Raw genomic sequence first — 15562 nt, 5'->3', positions numbered from 1 at the left:
CGTTCGTCCTGAGCCAGGATCAAACTCTCCGTGAATGTTTTCCCGTAATCGGGACCACACACACGAGAGCGGAACAGTCAGGCGGAGACTCTATCAGACCGTTTCCGGTTCCGATTTCCTCGGTGCTTTCCAGGTTTCCGCTTCCGCGTTTCCCTTTCCGGCGGTTCCGACTTTATCAGAAGTTCGGGGCCGGACTTACCGGCCGCTCTTTTCCGAGTTCATCGGGAGTGTGGCTTCTTTGAAATCGAGGTTTCCATCGACGCTTCTAGAAGCAGACAGACACTCACTGTCGCCGACCGGATCAGATCCAGTTCTAGGCAACTGTTCGAATCTACCTCCCCGACTGGTCCGTGTCAACGGCTCCTGTGGGGCGAAGAGGAGACTAGCAGTTCAGCGGGAGTGCCCGCACATCAGGCCGCGGTGGGGACGGAGGAGCTGCGTTCGGCCGCCTCGACGTCGCCCGTCTCACCGGCGCGAACGGCACGACCGCCCAGGACGTAGACGTACGTCAGGAAGGCCCCTTCGGCGACGATGCCGATGCCGATGCGGGCCCAAGTAGGGAGGCCTGACGGGGTGACGAAGCCTTCGATGGCGCCGGAGACGAACAGGACCAGGGCCAGGCCGATGGCCATGCCCACGGCTGCTCGGCCTTCTTCGGCCAGGGCTGTGCGGCGTGAGCGTGGGCCGGGGTCGATGAGGGTCCAGCCGAGGCGCATCCCCGTGCCGGCCGCGACGAAGACCGCCGTGAGTTCGAGCAGGCCGTGCGGGAGGATCAGGCCGAGGAACGTGTCGAGCCGACCCGCCGACGACATCAGGCCGATGCCCACGCCCAGGTTGAGCATGTTCTCGAAGAGGATCCAGAGAACCGGCAGGCCCAGGAAGACGCCCAGGACCAGGCACATCGCGGCGGCCTTGGCGTTGTTCGTCCAGACCTGCGCCGCGAAGGCCGCCGCCGGATGGCTGGAGTAGTAGGTCTCGTACTCGCCACCGGGGCGGGTCAGTTCGCGCAGTTGGCTCGGGGCCGCGATCGAGGACTGCACTTCGGGATGGGTGCCTATCCACCACCCCAGGAGGATCGCGACCACCGTCGACAGCAACGCGGTGGGGACCCACCAGTGACGTGCTCTGTAGACGGCGGCCGGAAAACTGTGCCCCAGGAAGCGCGTGACATCGCGCCAGGAGGCACGACGGGTTCCTGTCACCGCACTACGCGCGCGTGCCACGAGTTGGCTGAGCCGACCGGTGAGTTGAGGGTCCGGGGCGCTGGACTGGATCAGGGAGAGATGGGTGGCCGTGCGCTGGTACAGAGCGACCAGTTCGTCGGCCTCCGCGCCGTTGAGTCGCCGTTGGCGGCGGAGCAGCGCGTCGAGGCGGTCCCACTCGGCGCGGTGGGCCGAGACGAAGACGTCGAGGTCCATCTGGTTGCCTGCTCCTCGGCTGCTCATCGACTGCTGGTCGGGGATCAGCTTGTCGTACTGGGGCGCGATGTGCCCTCAGCTTGGCAGACTGGCTGTTCCAGGGGCAGAGCAGGGGAAGGGCGGCAGACGTGAGTGAGCTGGTGACGGGCGAGGCGGTGGCGCTGGAGTTGCGCCCCGCGAGGCTGCCCAGCAGGGCGCTGGCGGTGTTGCTCGATCTGATCGTGGCCATCGCCGCCTACACCGCTGTCACCGTGGCGCTGATGTTCTCCACTGCCTCTTTGGACGTTGCGGCGCAGGTCGCGATGTCGATCGCGGCCTTTGTGCTGATCCTGGTGGGCGGGCCCATAGCGGTGGAGACCCTGAGTCATGGGCGTTCGCTCGGGAAGCTGGCGTTCGGCCTGCGCGTGGTGCGGGACGACGGCGGGCCGATCCGGTTCCGGCACGCGCTCGTGCGGGGTGCGATCGGTGTCGTCGAGATCCTGATGACGGTCGGTGTCGTCGCCTGTATCGCCTCGCTCGTCTCGGCACGCGGTCGGCGGCTCGGGGACGTGTTCGCGGGCACCCTGGTCGTACGGGAAAGGGTCTCCGCCGGGCAGACGGCCTTTGTGCCTCCTCCGCCGCCTTGGCTGACGGGACGTTTCGCCGAGCTTGATCTGTCCGCCGTTCCCGACGGGTTGTGGCTGGCCATCCGGCAGTACCTGACGCGTATGCAGCAGCTGGATCCGCAGGTCGGCTGGACCATGGCCGAGCGGCTCGCCGCGGACCTCGTGGCCCGTACGGGGGCTCCGATTCCGCAGGGTGTTCCGTCGGCCGCGTATCTGGCGGCGGTGGTGCAGGAGCGCCAGGCCCGGGATGTGCGGCGGGCCTTCGGGAACGGCGCGGTCGGGGGCGTACCGGCTGGCAGGTTCAGGCCTGGAGCGGGTATGCCTGGTGCCTTCGGCAACTCGGCGCTCCAGCCGTCGCCGGCTCCTCAGCAGCCGTACGGCTCCGCTCCCGCGCCTGCACCTGCCTCTTGGCCGGCCACTGCTGCTCCCCCTGTTCCGGCCGCAGGTGGCACAGAAGCCAATCCCGTCACGCCCGGTACCCAGCCCCCAGCGCCGCCCAGCGCAGCGCCCGCCGCCCCTAAGCCCTCCACCGGGTTCGCGCCGCCCGCCTGACTCTCCTCGCCGCCTCCCCGCAACGCCGCCGCTCAGCCGAAGACCGACGGCGGCGACTCCAGTTCCTCCAGCTCGATGCCGGGGGCCGCGAGGACCACGTCTCCGGCGATGTGCACGGCGTGCTGCTCGCCCGTGTCCAGGGCTGTGACCTGGTATTCGTCCACGGTCAGAGGGCCGTTGTCAGTGCCGTGTGTTTCTCTTTTCAGCAAGGCCCAGGACTGGTCCACGGTGCGGGGGGCGAGGACCGGTTCCGTGAGGCTGACCAGGCGGACGCGGGTCGCGGAGGAGGAAGGGGTGAGGCGCAGGAGACGGGTGGTGGCGATGAGGAACGCGGGGGAAGTGCCGGTGAAGGCGTGGGCGCGCACATTGCCTTCGGTGGCATCGGTGCCGGTGGGGTCGGTACGGACCCAGGTGACGCCGTCGAGCGCGGCGCCGCGCACCTGCCAGCTCGCGGCGTGGAGTTCCAGCCGGATGGGGCGGCCGAGTTCGTCGAGCGTGAGGTCGACTGAACCGCTGTGGTCGCCCGAGGGGGTGGTGAGTTGGGAGACATAACGCCAGCCGGACGGGCCGGGGGCGCAGTGGAAGTGTTCGTCAGCGAAGGGGGTGTGATCGTGCGGATCGTGGAGCGAATAACGGCCGCGGGGCATCGGGGTCCTGGGTCTTGACGGGCCGGTCCGGCCGACGGAACCAAAGGGGCAGGCCCCCGGCACGGGGGTGCGGGGGCCTGCCTCGGAGGATCTGCTGGTGAGTACCTGCCGCTGAGGCCGCGTCAGTGCACGGACGCGGTCACAGCGGGCGGGGTCACAGCCAGCGGGGTCGCCGGATCAGTAGCGGTAGTGGTCCGACTTGTACGGGCCCTCGACCTCGACGCCGATGTACGCCGCCTGCTCCGGGCTGAGCGTGGTCAGCTTCACGCCGAGCGCGTCCAGGTGGAGGCGGGCGACCTTCTCGTCGAGGTGCTTGGGCAGCACGTAGACGTCGGTCGGGTACTCCTCGGGCTTGGTGAACAGCTCGATCTGGGCCAGGGTCTGGTCCGCGAACGAGTTGGACATCACGAACGAGGGGTGGCCGGTGGCGTTGCCCAGGTTCAGCAGGCGGCCCTCGGACAGCACGATGAGGACCTTGCCGTCGGGGAACTTCCAGGTGTGGACCTGCGGCTTGACCTCGTCCTTGACGATGCCCGGGATCTTCGCCAGGCCGGCCATGTCGATCTCGTTGTCGAAGTGACCGATGTTGCCGACGATCGCCTGGTGCTTCATCCTGGCCATGTCCGCGGCCATGATGATGTCCTTGTTGCCGGTCGTGGTGACGAAGATGTCGGCCTTGTCGACGACCTCGTCCAGCGTCGTGACCTGGTAGCCGTCCATCGCCGCCTGCAGCGCGCAGATCGGGTCGATCTCGGTGACGATCACGCGGGCGCCCTGTCCGCGCAGGGACTCCGCGCAGCCCTTGCCCACGTCGCCGTAGCCGAGGACGACCGCGGTCTTGCCGCCGATGAGGACGTCGGTGGCGCGGTTGATCCCGTCGATCAGGGAGTGGCGGCAGCCGTACTTGTTGTCGAACTTCGACTTGGTGACGGCGTCGTTCACGTTGATCGCCGGGAACAGGAGGGTGCCGTCACGGTGCATCTCGTAGAGACGGTGCACGCCGGTCGTGGTCTCCTCGGTCACGCCGCGGATCTCCGAGGCGAGCTGGGTCCACTTCTGCGAGCCCTCGGAGATGGTGCGCTGCAGGACCTGGAGGACGACGCGGTGCTCGTCGGACTCGGCGGTGTCGAGGGAGGGGACCTTGCCGTCCTTCTCGTACTCGACGCCCTTGTGGACGAGCATCGTGGCGTCGCCGCCGTCGTCCAGGATCATGTTCGGGCCGCCGGTGGGGGTGTTCGGCCAGGTCAGCGCCTGCTCCGTGCACCACCAGTACTCCTCCAGCGTCTCGCCCTTCCAGGCGAAGACCGGGATGCCCCGGGGGTTCTCGGGCGTGCCGTTCGGGCCGACGGCGATGGCGGCGGCCGCGTGGTCCTGGGTGGAGAAGATGTTGCAGGACACCCAGCGGACCTCGGCGCCGAGGGCGACCAGGGTCTCGATGAGGACGGCGGTCTGCACGGTCATGTGCAGCGAGCCCATGATCCGGGCGCCGGCCAGCGGCTGGCTGGCGGCGAACTCGCGGCGGATCGACATCAGGCCGGGCATCTCGTGCTCGGCGAGGGTGATCTCCTTGCGGCCGAACTCGGCCAGGGAGAGATCGGCGACCTTGAAGTCCTGTCGGTTGTCGACAGTCGTCATGGAGAGGTGCTCCTCGAGGTTGGGGCCTGGTGGATACGGCTGGTCTGCGCGGCGGCGGACACAGGGGTGCCCGAAGGAGGGCACAGGAATGCCCGCGTACGCGCAGCGCAGTCCGTCGGAGGCCCTCTCTCCCTCGGTCGGTCCGCGTCGGGACCGCCCGACCGCCATCAGCAGCGACGTCTGGCTCCCACCCAAGCTACACCGGTGGACCCGGCCGCCCCCAGCCCACCTCGGGACGGATCCGGCCGAACTCCGGCGGGTGTCCGGTGTCGGACCGGGTTTCCGGGGGAGCAGCGACAAGGTGCCCGCGAGTGGTGGGCGGAGGGGAGCGGACGACGGCGACCAGGGACTTCCGCGTCTTTGAGTCGGGCGTCGGATGTTGCAGGATGCACGGAGATCAGGAGCCTCTGATCGATCTTGCGGGACGTCCGGGACGGCGTTCCGTGCGACGAAGGTGTTAGGAGAACGACGTGACGACTACGGCCGGCCCTCCCCCCACGGGCGGCGGCGAAGGCGAGCGGCAGCGGTTGAGGCTGCTCGCGGTGACCGCGTGCCCGACCGGCATCGCCCACACGTACATGGCGGCGGAGAAACTCGCCCAGGCCGCCGAGAGCCGCGGCATCGACATGAAGGTGGAGACGCAGGGTTCCATCGGGGCTGAAAACGTCCTGAATGACAACGATGTCAGCACGGCCGACGGCGTGATCGTCGCTGCGGACAAGGACGTGGACCTGAGCCGTTTCGTCGGCAAGCGGGTCCTCGTGGTCGGGGTCGCCGAGGGCATCCGGCATCCCGAGCGGCTGATCGAGCAGGTGCGGTCGGCGCCCGTGCACACGGCGGGCGGTGCGGCCGCGGCGACGGCGGCGCCGGGCGGCAGGGAGCGGAGCGTCGCGTACAAGGCGCTGATGAACGGGGTCAGTTACATGATCCCGTTCGTCGTGGTCGGCGGGCTGCTGATCGCGATCTCGCTGTCGCTCGGCGGCCATCCAGACCCCTCGGGCGGTCTGGTCATCCCGAAGGACTCCTTCTGGATGGACGTGAACAACATCGGCGTGATCGGTTTCACGCTGATGGTGCCGATCCTGTCCGGCTACATCGCCTACGCGATCGGCGACCGGCCCGCGCTCGTGCCCGGCATGATCGGCGGCTGGATCGCCAACACCGGTTCGCTGTACGACTCGAAGGCCGGCGCCGGGTTCATCGGGGCGATCGTGACCGGGTTCCTCGCCGGGTATCTGGTGCTGTGGATCAAGAAGGTCCAGGTCCCGAAGTTCGTGCAACCGATCATGCCGATCATCGTGATCCCGATCGTGGCGACGACGGCGCTCGGGCTGTTCTTCATCAACGTGATCGGGAAGCCGATCTCCTGGGTGTTCGAGCACCTCACCAGCTGGCTCGGCGGGATGACCGGCACCAGCGCGATCCTGCTCGGCACGATCCTGGGGCTGATGATCGCGTTCGACATGGGTGGGCCGGTCAACAAGACGGCGTTCCTGTTCGGCGCGGGGCTCATCGCGACCGGCAACCAGGCCGTCATGGGCATGTGCGCGGCCGCGATCCCGGTGATGCCGCTCGGCCAGGGCCTGGCCACGTTGATACGGCAGCGCCTCTACACCGAGCAGGAGCGGGAGACCGGTCTGGCCTCGCTGTTCATGGGTTGCTTCGGCATCTCCGAGGGCGCGATCCCGTTCGCGGCGGCACGGCCGGCGCAGGTCATCCCCGCCAACATGCTGGGCGGCGCGGTGGCCGGTGCGGTCGCCGGGCTCGCCGGGGTGAAGGACGCGGTGCCGCACGGCGGGCCGATCGTGGCGGTGCTGGGCGCGGTGAGCGGCGTACCGATGTTCTTCGTGGCGGTGGCGATCGGTACGGCGGTCACCGCGGTGACGACGGTCGCACTGGTCGACGTGAGCGAGCGGAAGCGGCGCGGGGAGCTCGTCGGGCACGGGGTCCTCGCGGAGGAACCCGAGCTTGCGTTGGTCGGGGTCGGAGCGCCGGGCGCCGGGGCCGTCGTAGCGGAGCGGGCTTCGCGTGGGGGCACGGCGGCGGGCGGTGTGGTCGGGTCGGCCGGGTCAAGTGCGGGTGATGCGGCTGCCGTTGAGGCCACGGCCGACGCCGGCTCGGCCAACTCGGGCTTGGCCGACAACGGCTCGGCCAACGCTGGCCTGACCAAATCCGGTTCGGCCGATGCCGACTTGGCCAACACCGGTTCGGCCAACGCCGAAGGCGCCCCTGGTTCCGGCTCCCCCGCCACGAGCCCCGACCCGGAGATCCGCCCCGGAATTCTCCCCGAGGCTCTCCCTGAAGTTCCCCCCGAAGTCCTCTCCGGCTACCTCACCGAGCAGACCGTCAAGGTGCGGCTCGACGCTGACGGCAAGGAGGCCGTGATCCGGGAGATGGCCGGGTTGTTGGCGCGGACCGGGAAGGTCGTGGACGTCGAGGAGTTGGTGGCGACCGCGTTGCGGCGGGAGGCGCAGGGGACGACCGGGCTCGGGGAGGAGATCGCGATTCCGCATGCCAAGACGGATGCGGTGAGTGCGCCGGTGGTCGGGTTCGCGCGGTCGGCGGAGGGGGTCGAGTGGGGCTCCCTGGACGGTACGAAGGCCCGGCTGGTGTTCATGATCGCCGTGCCGGAGGCGGCCGCGGGTGATGAGCATCTGCGGATTCTGGCGCTGCTGTCACGGAAGTTGATGGATGCCGGGTTCCGGGAGCGGCTGTCGGCGGCCGGGGACGAGTCGGCGGTGCTCGGTGTGCTGAGCGAGGTCGGTTAGCCGGTCTGTGCGGGCCCGCAGTTGTCGCGGTCCCGCACAGACCGTTCACAGAGACCCGCTACCCTCGCGCCCGCGGAAGTGCCGCACGGGGAGGGAAACGATGTCGGGCAAGGGGCGGGGACTTGGGGTCGCGGCTGTCGTGGTGGGGCTGCTGGGGGTGGTGCTGGCGGTCGGCGCGCTCGCGTACGCACTGAATTCCTACGGGAGTTCCACCATCAGCAGCGAGAGCATGGCGCCGACGTACGAGCCGGGCGACCGGATCATCTACGAGCAGGTCGGCGGCGGCGAGGTGCACCGCGGTGACGTCGTGCTGTTCTCGGCGCCGGACCGCTACGGGTTCAGCGCGAGCGTGATGCAGCGGGTCGTCGGGGTGGGCGGCGACCGCGTGGTGTGCTGCACGGGTTCGGGTACGGCCGCGCGGATCACCGTGAACGGCAAGCCGCTGGCGGAGCCCTACGTCAAGCAGGGTGACGTCGACGGCCTGCACAAGACGTACGACGTGACGGTCCCGAAGGGCCGGCTGTTCCTGCTCGGTGACAACCGGGCGAACTCGAGGGACTCGCGTCTCTTCGCGAGCGACCACGACGGCACGGTGGCCGACTCCGCCGTCCGGGGCCGGGTGACAGGCGACCGTACGGTCGCCTCCGGTATCGGGGGTGCCGTCATCGGCGGGGTCGTGCTCGCCGTGGTCGGGATCGGCCTGGGGATCGCCGCGTTCGTCGTACGGCGTCGGCAGCGGGCGGTGCCGGTGGCGCCCTGGTCCGTTCAGCAGGGCTAGTTGGAGCCGCGGGGCCTGTCGGACGTCTCGGCGGGCCCCGCTGTCGTTGCGGCGGAGGGGGTCAGTGTTCGGCGGGGTGCTGGGCCGGGCCTCCCGGAGTCGCCTCGCGGTCCGCGCCCTTCGTTGCTTCGGACTCGCTGTAGATGTCGGGTTCGAGGTAGATCACGCGGGCGATCGGGACGGCTTCGCGGATACGGGACTCGGCGGCGTTGATCGCGGTGGCGACCTCGGTGGCCGTGTCGTCGTGCTGGACGGCGATCTTGGCGGCGACGAGCAGTTCCTCGGGGCCGAGATGGAGCGTGCGCATGTGGATGATGCCGGTGACCGTGTGGCCGTCGACGATCGCGGTCTCGATCTTCTTGACGTCCTCGATGCCGGCGGACTCGCCGAGCAGGAGCGACTTGGTCTCGGCGGCGAGGACCAGGGCGATCAGGATGAGCAGGATGCCGATGCAGAGGGTGCCGATGCCGTCCCAGACGCCGTCGCCGGTGAGCAGGGCCATGCCGACGCCGCCGAGGGCGAGGACCAGGCCGATGAGCGCGCCGAAGTCCTCCAGGAGCACGACCGGCAGCTCGGGGGCCTTGGCGCGGCGGATGAACTGCGACCAGGAGTGCGTGCCGCGCAGTTCGTTCGACTCCTTGATGGCCGTGCGGAACGAGAAGCCCTCGGCGATGATCGCGAAGATCAGGACGCCCACCGGCCAGTACCAGTGCTCCAGTTCGTGCGGGTGCCTGATCTTCTCGTAGCCCTCGTAGACGGCGAACATGCCGCCGACGGAGAAGAGGACGATGGAGACGAGGAAGGCGTAGATGTACCGCTCGCGGCCGTAGCCGAAGGGGTGCTGCGGGGTGGCCTCGCGCTGGGCCTTCTTGCCGCCGATCAGGAGCAGGGCCTGGTTGCCGGAGTCGGCGAGGGAGTGGACGCCCTCGGCGAGCATCGAGGACGAGCCGCTGAAGGCGAACGCGACGAACTTCGATGCCGCGATCGCGAGGTTGGCGCCGAGTGCCGCCACGATCGCCTTGGTGCCGCCTGACGCGCTCATGTGTTCGCGGTGTCCCTTCGCCTTCGTACGTCTACGCCGGACGTCTGCCCGCTGATGGGCCGTCCGACCGTCTTTGCCCGTCCTTTGCCGGTGGGCCATTCTTGCAGCCCTGCCCGACGACGGCGCGTCAGGTATCCACAGGCCCGGTCATACGATCACAGTGGCTCGGAAGACCGTGCCGACGCCGGACACCTCGGCCGTGTCTCCCGCCGGGACGAACACCGACTGGCCGGGCGCCAGTTCGAACTCGCCCGTCTTCACCGCGCCGGCCGTGCAGAGCAGGATCTGCGGGGTGTCGAGGGTGAGGTCGTGGGCGCCGGTGCCCTCCGGGAGGACGTACCGGGACAGCCGGAACTCGTCGATGGGGGTCTCGTAGACCTCCTCCCCGTCCGGGGACGCCTCGGGGCGCAGCACTCCGGGGTCGCTCGCCTCGAAGCGGACGATGCGGAGGAGTTCGGGGACGTCGACGTGCTTGGGGGTGAGGCCGCAGCGCAGGACGTTGTCGGAGTTGGCCATGATCTCGACGCCGAGGCCGTTGAGGTAGGCGTGCGGGATGCCGGCGCCGAGGAACAGGGCCTCGCCGGGCTGGAGCCGGACGTGGTTCAGGAGCATGGCCGCGATGACACCGGGGTCGCCCGGGTAGTGGTGCGCGATGTCGGCGTAGGGCGCGTAGTCGCCACCCAGGCGCGTGCAGGCGGTCGCCGCCGCGGTGACCGTGTGGCGCATCTCCTCGGGGTCGGCGGTGAGGATCGCCGTGAGGACCTCGCGCAGGGCGGCTTCCTCCGGGTGTGCGTGCAGGAGGTCGACGTACGGCTTCAGGGAGTCGACGCCGAGGCCGGCGAGCAGGTCGGCGGCGTGCAGCGGGTCGCGGAAGCCGCACAGGCCGTCGAACTCCGTGAGCGCGCAGATCAGTTCGGGCTTGTGATTGGCGTCCTTGTAGTTGCGGTGCGGGGCGTCCACGGGGATGCCCCGGCGCTCCTCGTCGGCGTAACCCTCCTTCGCCTGCTCCAGGTTGGGGTGCACCTGGAGGGAGAGCGGGGCCCCGGCCGCGAGGATCTTCAGCAGGAAGGGCAGGCGGGGGCCGAACTTCGCGACCGCCTTCTCCCCCAACTCCCGCTCCGGAGACGCCTCGACGACCTCGACCAGCGTCCCGCGCGCGGTGCGCGAGGGTGCGCCCGGGTGCGCGCCCATCCACATCTCCGCCTGCGGCTCGCCGCTGGGCTCGACGCCGAGCAACTTCGGGATGGCGGTCGTCGAACCCCAGGCGTAGGGGCGGATCGTGTTGTCGAGGCGGTCCATGCGGGTCTACCGGTTCTCTCTGCGTACGACTTGGGTACGACGTGGATTCGCGCCACGTACGACGGTGTACGGCGGCTCAGGGCTTCGACGACAAGATCAGGCGCCCGAGGCGAGCGCCAGGTAAACGGCGGCGAAATCCGTCATGGCGATCAGCTCCGCGAGGGTCTCCAACTCGCCGCCTTCCTCCGGCTCCAGCTCGCTGATCGGCGTGTCGTGGCTGAGGGCCAGGTCACGGGCGGTCGGCGCGGCCGTGAGGCCGCCGATCGGGCGGTCCCGGAGCAGCACCACGCGTGCGTGCAGCGCGGGTGCCTCCTCGACGCGGTCCCTGAAGAAGTCGTCGGGGTCGGCGCTCGCGGCGAGCGGGCCGGCCAGCAGCGCGTTGTGCTCGGCGAGCGCCTCGGGGAGTTCGGAGACGAGCGCGGGGCGGCCGGCCAACTCCGCGAGCGCGGCGGCGAACCGGCGGCCCGCCGGACCGGCCGACGTGCCCTCCGTCCAGATCACCGGGAGCGAGTCGGCGAGTTCGGAGGCCAGGGTCTTCGCGGGATTGCTGTACGTCGCGACGGCGGGCCCGCAGCGCTCGGCGACCTGGTCGAGCCGGTCGGCGACCTTCTCCAGGGCCTCCGGAGGCGCGCTGAGCAGGCCTGTGCGGTCCAGGATCGCGAGCAGCGGGGTGAGCAGCGCCCAGAGGACTCCGGGGGCGGAGGCGGCCAGGGGCTCGTCGTGCTCGTACGGCGCGGTCGCCATCGGTACGAAGAGGCCGTGGGCGCCGTCCACCGCCTCGGTGAGGGGGCTGCGGGCCGGTGCCACGGCCACGACGGTGCAGCCACGGCGGTAGGCCTGCTCGGCGAGGAGGGACAGGCCGGGTTCGGTGCCGTCCGGGGTGGTGATCAGCAGGAGGTCCACGGAGCCCGCCCAGCCCGGGAGTTCCCACCGCAGGGCGCCGGCCGCAGGGGCTACGCCGGTGGGTGCCAGTCGGGTGACGGGGCTGCTGGCGCCGGCGAGGGTGCCGAGCAGGTCGGCTACGCAGGTGGCGGCGGCGCCGGGGCCGGCGATCAGGATGGCGCGGGGGCGGCCGTCCGGTTTCAGGTCGTGGACGCCGGCCTCGGCGGCGTGCCGGGCGGCTGTGCGCACCCGGGCTCCGGCTTCGGCGGCACCGCGGAGCAGGGCTCGGCGGTCGGCCTCGGCCAGTGCCTCCGGGGTGTCGAGCAGCGATTCGTCGAGCATGGGCGGCGGCCTCCGATCGCGTCGTCGTCGGTTACGCGGGGTGGCGGGCCTCGTCGACGAGCAGTACGGGGATGCCGTCCCGGACGGGGTAGGCCAGGCCGCAGTCCTCGCCGGTGCAGATCAGCTCGGTGTCCTGCTCCTTGAGGGGGGCGTGGCAGGCCGGGCAGGCCAGGATCTCCAGGAGGCCGGCTTCGAGCGGCATGGGGTGTCCCTCCGAGGGGGTGTCTGCGACTTGTCTGCGACGCTTGGGCGGATGTGCCTGGTCAGGGTACCGCCGCTTGAGAAGGCTTGCCGGGGTTGGGGCCGACGTCCCTGGGGGCTGGGCCCCCAGACCCCCCTTCGGCCTGAACGGCCTCGTCCTCAAACGCCGGACGGGCTGAGGATGGCGGCCTGTGTTGGAGAGGTTCGGCCCCCTCCGGGGTGGGTGGGGGGTCGGGACGGCTTACTCGGCTCCTGAAGGCGGACGGCTTGAAAATGCGGGCCTGCGTTGCAAAGGCGCGCCCCCTCCGGGGTGGGAGTTCGGGACGGTGAACTCCGCCTCCGGCGCGTGGCAAGCCGAAAATGCCGGTCGGCGCCGCAGAGGCGCACCCCCTCCGGTGGGGGCGGGACAGCGCAGTCGGCCTCGGGCACCGCACCGGCCGAGGATGCCGACCCACACGGAAGGTGCGGCCCCTCCAGATGGGTCGGACCGGCATCGAGACGAACCGTCAGCCCAAGCCCGTCACCCCCTGATGATCCCCAGCACCTCGTCCCGCACCTTCCCCATCGTCGCCTCGTCCCGTGCCTCTGCGTTGAGCCGCAGGAGCGGTTCCGTGTTGGACGGGCGGACGTTGAACCACCAGTCGGCGGAGGAGACGGTGAGGCCGTCGAGTTCGTCGAGGGTGAGGTCGGTCTGGTTCTCGTAGGCGGTGCGGATCGCCGCGAGGCGGGCCTGTTGGTCGTCGACCGCGGAGTTGATCTCGCCGGAGCCCACGTAGCGGTCGTACTGGGCCACGAGGGCGGAGAGGGGGCCGTCCTGGCCACCCAGGGCGGCGAGGACGTGGAGGGCGGCCAGCATGCCCGTGTCGGCGTTCCAGAAGTCCTTGAAGTAGTAGTGCGCGGAGTGCTCGCCGCCGAAGATCGCGCCGGCCTTCGCCATCTCGGCCTTGATGAAGGAGTGGCCCACGCGCGTGCGTACCGGTGTGCCGCCGTTCTCCTTGACGACCTCGGGGACCGACCAGGAGGTGATCAGGTTGTGGATGATCACGCCCTTGCCGCCGTTCCTCGCCAGCTCGCGGGAGGCCACCAGGGCGGTGATCGCGGACGGGGAGACCGGGTCGCCGTTCTCGTCGACCACGAAGCAGCGGTCGGCGTCGCCGTCGAAGGCGATGCCGAGGTCGGCGCCCTCCTCGCGGAGGCGCGCCTGGAGGTCGACGATGTTGGCCGGGTCGAGCGGGTTGGCCTCGTGGTTCGGGAACGTGCCGTCCAGCTCGAAGTACATCGGGACCAGGGTGAGCGGCAGGCCGGCGAACACCGTCGGGACGGTGTGGCCGCCCATGCCGTTGCCCGCGTCGACGACGACCTTCAGGGGGCGGATGGAGGTCAGGTCGACGAGGCCGCGGAGGTGCGCCGCGTAGTCCTCCAACGTGTCCCGCTGCGTGATCGTTCCCGTCGGTCCGGAGACCTCCGGCGCGCCCGAGTCCAGCCAGGACTCGACGAGTTGGCGGATCTCCGCGAGGCCGGTGTCCTGGCCCACGGGGGCCGCGCCCGCCCGGCACATCTTGATGCCGTTGTACTTCGCCGGGTTGTGCGAGGCCGTGAACATGGCACCGGGGAGGTCGAACGCGCCCGACGCGTAGTACAGCTGGTCCGTGGAGCACAGGCCGATCTCGGTCACGTCGACGCCGCGCGCCGCCGCCCCGCGCGCGAAGGCCGCGGACAGGCCCGGGGACGAGGGCCGCATGTCATGTCCGGTCACGATCGCGCTCGCGCCGGTCACTTGGACGAAGGCCGCTCCGAACAGCTCGGCCAACGACTCGTCCCACTGGTCCGGGACGACGCCCCGTACGTCGTACGCCTTCACGAGCTGCGACAGATCAGCAGACACGGCCAACCCTCCAGAAAGTTCCATCGGTCGCCTCAAACTACCCGCCAGGGCCGCCGTGCGACGTGCGGCAACCGAGCCGTCCACACACCGTTACCTCAGCTCAGGGCGGCATCTGCCTTGGCGGCACAGGGTGGTTGGGCGAGAGGTCGTGTGAATCGTTGAACAACTCGCCCGCGGGCCAGGCGGATCGTTGAACGACCGGATCACCGAGCGAGTGGATCGTTGAACGACGGGTTCACTGAACAGTCGGATCGTTGAACGACCGGCCGGCCGGACAGTCGGATCGTTGAACGAACTCCGGCCACGAACTCCGCGACGAACGCCGTCAGTTGTCCGGCGACCGCAGCACCCGAAGATGACCCCGGCGTGCGACCTCCATCGGGTCCGCCGTGCGGGCCCCGCCTCCGCCACCGGCCCCCGCTGCCCGCTCCTGCGGACGAGCGGCCTCGCGCACCGCGTTGGCGAGCGCTTCGAGGTCGTCGCCGCTCGGGCGGGCCGGAGCGGAACTGTCGAGGAGGCGGACGACTTCCCAGCCGCGGGGCGCGGTGAGGCGCTCGGAGTGCTCGGCGCACAGGTCGTAGCAGTGAGGTTCGGCGTAGGTGGCGAGCGGGCCGAGGACCGCGGTCGAGTCGGCGTAGACGTACGTCAGCGTCGCGACGGCGGGGCGGCCGCAAGCGGTGCGCGAACAGCGACGTACAGGGCTCACGACGTTGGACGGTACCGCACTCTTGAGCGGGCCGCGACGACTCTCCCCCAGGTCACCCCACCGTGTCGGGCTGTGAGACGCCCCACACACCCCACCGGCAACACGCCGCTGACCTGCGAGGACACCCCTTCCCGGGATCTCGAACAGGGTCGGACCCGGTCACCACTCGGCACAAACACCGTCAATTGCCTTGAGAGGGACGGTCTTCGAGACATACGGAATCGAGCCCAACCTTGGCCGGAATGGTCATCCGGCGACATGCCGTGCCGAGCGCCCGGCGGCGGGTGGAGTCGGGCGGGCGGACCCGGCGGGGACTACGCTTCACCAGTGATGGACACCCCCGTACCGCCCTCCGCCGCCGGCCCCGGGCCCCGCCGCCGCGATCGCCACGGCCGGGGCATGCGCGGCCCGATCGCGCCGCCCCAGGTCCCGCTGGCCGCGAGCCGCGCCGACGCGTTCGCGGATCTGGTGCAGGACTCCGTGGAGCGCCTGGAGCGGCGCTGGCCGCAGTTGTCCGACATCGATTTCCTCGTCCTGGAAGTCCCCCGGCTGGGTGGTGCGGGCGAGGGCTGGAACGACGAGTCGGTGCCCCTGGGGGGCACGATCGCCGCCCGAGAGGGGCAGCCCGCGCGCGTGGTGATCTACCGCCGCCCGGTCGAGATCCGCACGAAGGGGCGCGACGAACGGGCCGCCCTCGTCCACGAGATCGTCGTGGAGCAGGTCGCCGAACTGCTGGGGCTCACCCCGGAGACGGTCGATCCGCGCTACGGGGAGGACTGAACACCCTCCCCGCGCGCGTGCC

At 70.2% G+C, this 15562-nt stretch carries 13 protein-coding genes; 4 read left to right on the top strand and 9 right to left on the bottom strand.

Annotation, left to right across the window (positions count from 1 at the left end; translation table 11 throughout):
* Window positions 1–410 precede the first annotated feature (410 nt).
* Window positions 411–1418 (bottom strand): stage II sporulation protein M, encoded by a 1008-nt coding sequence (locus OO69_RS44245; protein ID WP_033286663.1) that lies wholly within the window; start codon window positions 1416–1418, stop codon window positions 411–413.
* Between the two features lie 128 nt (window positions 1419–1546).
* Here OO69_RS44245 and OO69_RS44240 point away from each other — a divergent pair, with 128 nt between their 5' ends.
* The gene (locus tag OO69_RS44240; protein ID WP_033286662.1) at window positions 1547–2575 is read left to right on the top strand and encodes an RDD family protein; all 1029 of its coding nucleotides are present in this window, start codon (window positions 1547–1549) and stop codon (window positions 2573–2575) included.
* Between the two features lie 32 nt (window positions 2576–2607).
* On the opposite strand, the gene OO69_RS44235 is transcribed toward OO69_RS44240, so the two are convergent.
* Window positions 2608–3222 (bottom strand): hypothetical protein, encoded by a 615-nt coding sequence (locus tag OO69_RS44235; RefSeq protein WP_033286661.1) that lies wholly within the window; start codon window positions 3220–3222, stop codon window positions 2608–2610.
* 177 nt (window positions 3223–3399) lie between these two features.
* Complete coding sequence (gene ahcY / locus OO69_RS44230; RefSeq protein WP_033286660.1) at window positions 3400–4857, bottom strand: adenosylhomocysteinase; 1458 nt, start codon at window positions 4855–4857, stop codon at window positions 3400–3402.
* 470 nt (window positions 4858–5327) lie between these two features.
* Between ahcY and OO69_RS44225 the strand changes: the two genes are divergently transcribed.
* A complete protein-coding gene (locus tag OO69_RS44225) occupies window positions 5328–7625 on the top strand; it encodes a fructose-specific PTS transporter subunit EIIC (protein ID WP_033286659.1) in 2298 nt (765 codons plus the stop codon).
* 100 nt (window positions 7626–7725) lie between these two features.
* On the top strand, window positions 7726–8403 hold the full coding sequence (gene lepB / locus OO69_RS44220) for a signal peptidase I (protein WP_078652853.1): 678 nt from the start codon (window positions 7726–7728) through the stop codon (window positions 8401–8403).
* A 61-nt stretch (window positions 8404–8464) separates the two neighbouring features.
* Here the strand turns inward: lepB and OO69_RS44215 are convergent, their stop codons facing one another.
* The 6 genes from OO69_RS44215 to OO69_RS44195 form a co-directional block, all read right to left on the bottom strand.
* A complete protein-coding gene (locus OO69_RS44215; protein ID WP_033286658.1) occupies window positions 8465–9445 on the bottom strand; it encodes a cation diffusion facilitator family transporter in 981 nt (326 codons plus the stop codon).
* Between the two features lie 147 nt (window positions 9446–9592).
* Window positions 9593–10744 (bottom strand): mannose-6-phosphate isomerase, class I, encoded by a 1152-nt coding sequence (gene manA, locus OO69_RS44210; protein ID WP_033286657.1) that lies wholly within the window; start codon window positions 10742–10744, stop codon window positions 9593–9595.
* 96 nt (window positions 10745–10840) lie between these two features.
* A complete protein-coding gene (locus OO69_RS44205; protein ID WP_033286656.1) occupies window positions 10841–11968 on the bottom strand; it encodes an SIS domain-containing protein in 1128 nt (375 codons plus the stop codon).
* 31 nt (window positions 11969–11999) lie between these two features.
* Entirely contained in the window at window positions 12000–12170 is a 171-nt protein-coding gene (locus OO69_RS50935; RefSeq protein WP_019072213.1) for a Trm112 family protein, read from the bottom strand.
* A gap of 519 nt (window positions 12171–12689) precedes the next feature.
* A complete protein-coding gene (locus OO69_RS44200; protein ID WP_033286655.1) occupies window positions 12690–14054 on the bottom strand; it encodes a phosphomannomutase/phosphoglucomutase in 1365 nt (454 codons plus the stop codon).
* Window positions 14055–14379: 325 nt separating this feature from the next.
* A complete protein-coding gene (locus tag OO69_RS44195; protein ID WP_078532602.1) occupies window positions 14380–14811 on the bottom strand; it encodes a DUF3499 domain-containing protein in 432 nt (143 codons plus the stop codon).
* 279 nt (window positions 14812–15090) lie between these two features.
* Between OO69_RS44195 and OO69_RS44190 the strand changes: the two genes are divergently transcribed.
* Window positions 15091–15540 (top strand): metallopeptidase family protein, encoded by a 450-nt coding sequence (locus OO69_RS44190; protein WP_033286654.1) that lies wholly within the window; start codon window positions 15091–15093, stop codon window positions 15538–15540.
* Window positions 15541–15562: the final 22 nt, after the last annotated feature.

The organism is Streptomyces sp. NRRL F-525 (genome assembly GCF_000716605.1).
In the GTDB taxonomy this organism is placed as follows: Bacteria; Actinomycetota; Actinomycetes; order Streptomycetales; family Streptomycetaceae; genus Streptomyces.
This window is presented reverse-complemented; position numbering and strand designations above follow the sequence as displayed.

Excerpts from the sequence above, each read along its gene's own strand:
- OO69_RS44245 (WP_033286663.1), bottom strand. The coding sequence starts at position 1,418 with ATGGACCTCGACGTCTTCGTCTCGGCCCACCGCGCCGAGTGGGACCGC.
- OO69_RS44235 (WP_033286661.1), bottom strand. The coding sequence starts at position 3,222 with ATGCCCCGCGGCCGTTATTCGCTCCACGATCCGCACGATCACACCCCC.
- ahcY (WP_033286660.1), bottom strand. The coding sequence starts at position 4,857 with ATGACGACTGTCGACAACCGACAGGACTTCAAGGTCGCCGATCTCTCC.
- lepB (WP_078652853.1), top strand. The coding sequence starts at position 7,726 with ATGTCGGGCAAGGGGCGGGGACTTGGGGTCGCGGCTGTCGTGGTGGGG.
- OO69_RS44215 (WP_033286658.1), bottom strand. The coding sequence starts at position 9,445 with ATGAGCGCGTCAGGCGGCACCAAGGCGATCGTGGCGGCACTCGGCGCC.
- manA (WP_033286657.1), bottom strand. The coding sequence starts at position 10,744 with ATGGACCGCCTCGACAACACGATCCGCCCCTACGCCTGGGGTTCGACG.
- OO69_RS44205 (WP_033286656.1), bottom strand. The coding sequence starts at position 11,968 with ATGCTCGACGAATCGCTGCTCGACACCCCGGAGGCACTGGCCGAGGCC.
- OO69_RS50935 (WP_019072213.1), bottom strand. The coding sequence starts at position 12,170 with ATGCCGCTCGAAGCCGGCCTCCTGGAGATCCTGGCCTGCCCGGCCTGC.
- OO69_RS44190 (WP_033286654.1), top strand. The coding sequence starts at position 15,091 with ATGGACACCCCCGTACCGCCCTCCGCCGCCGGCCCCGGGCCCCGCCGC.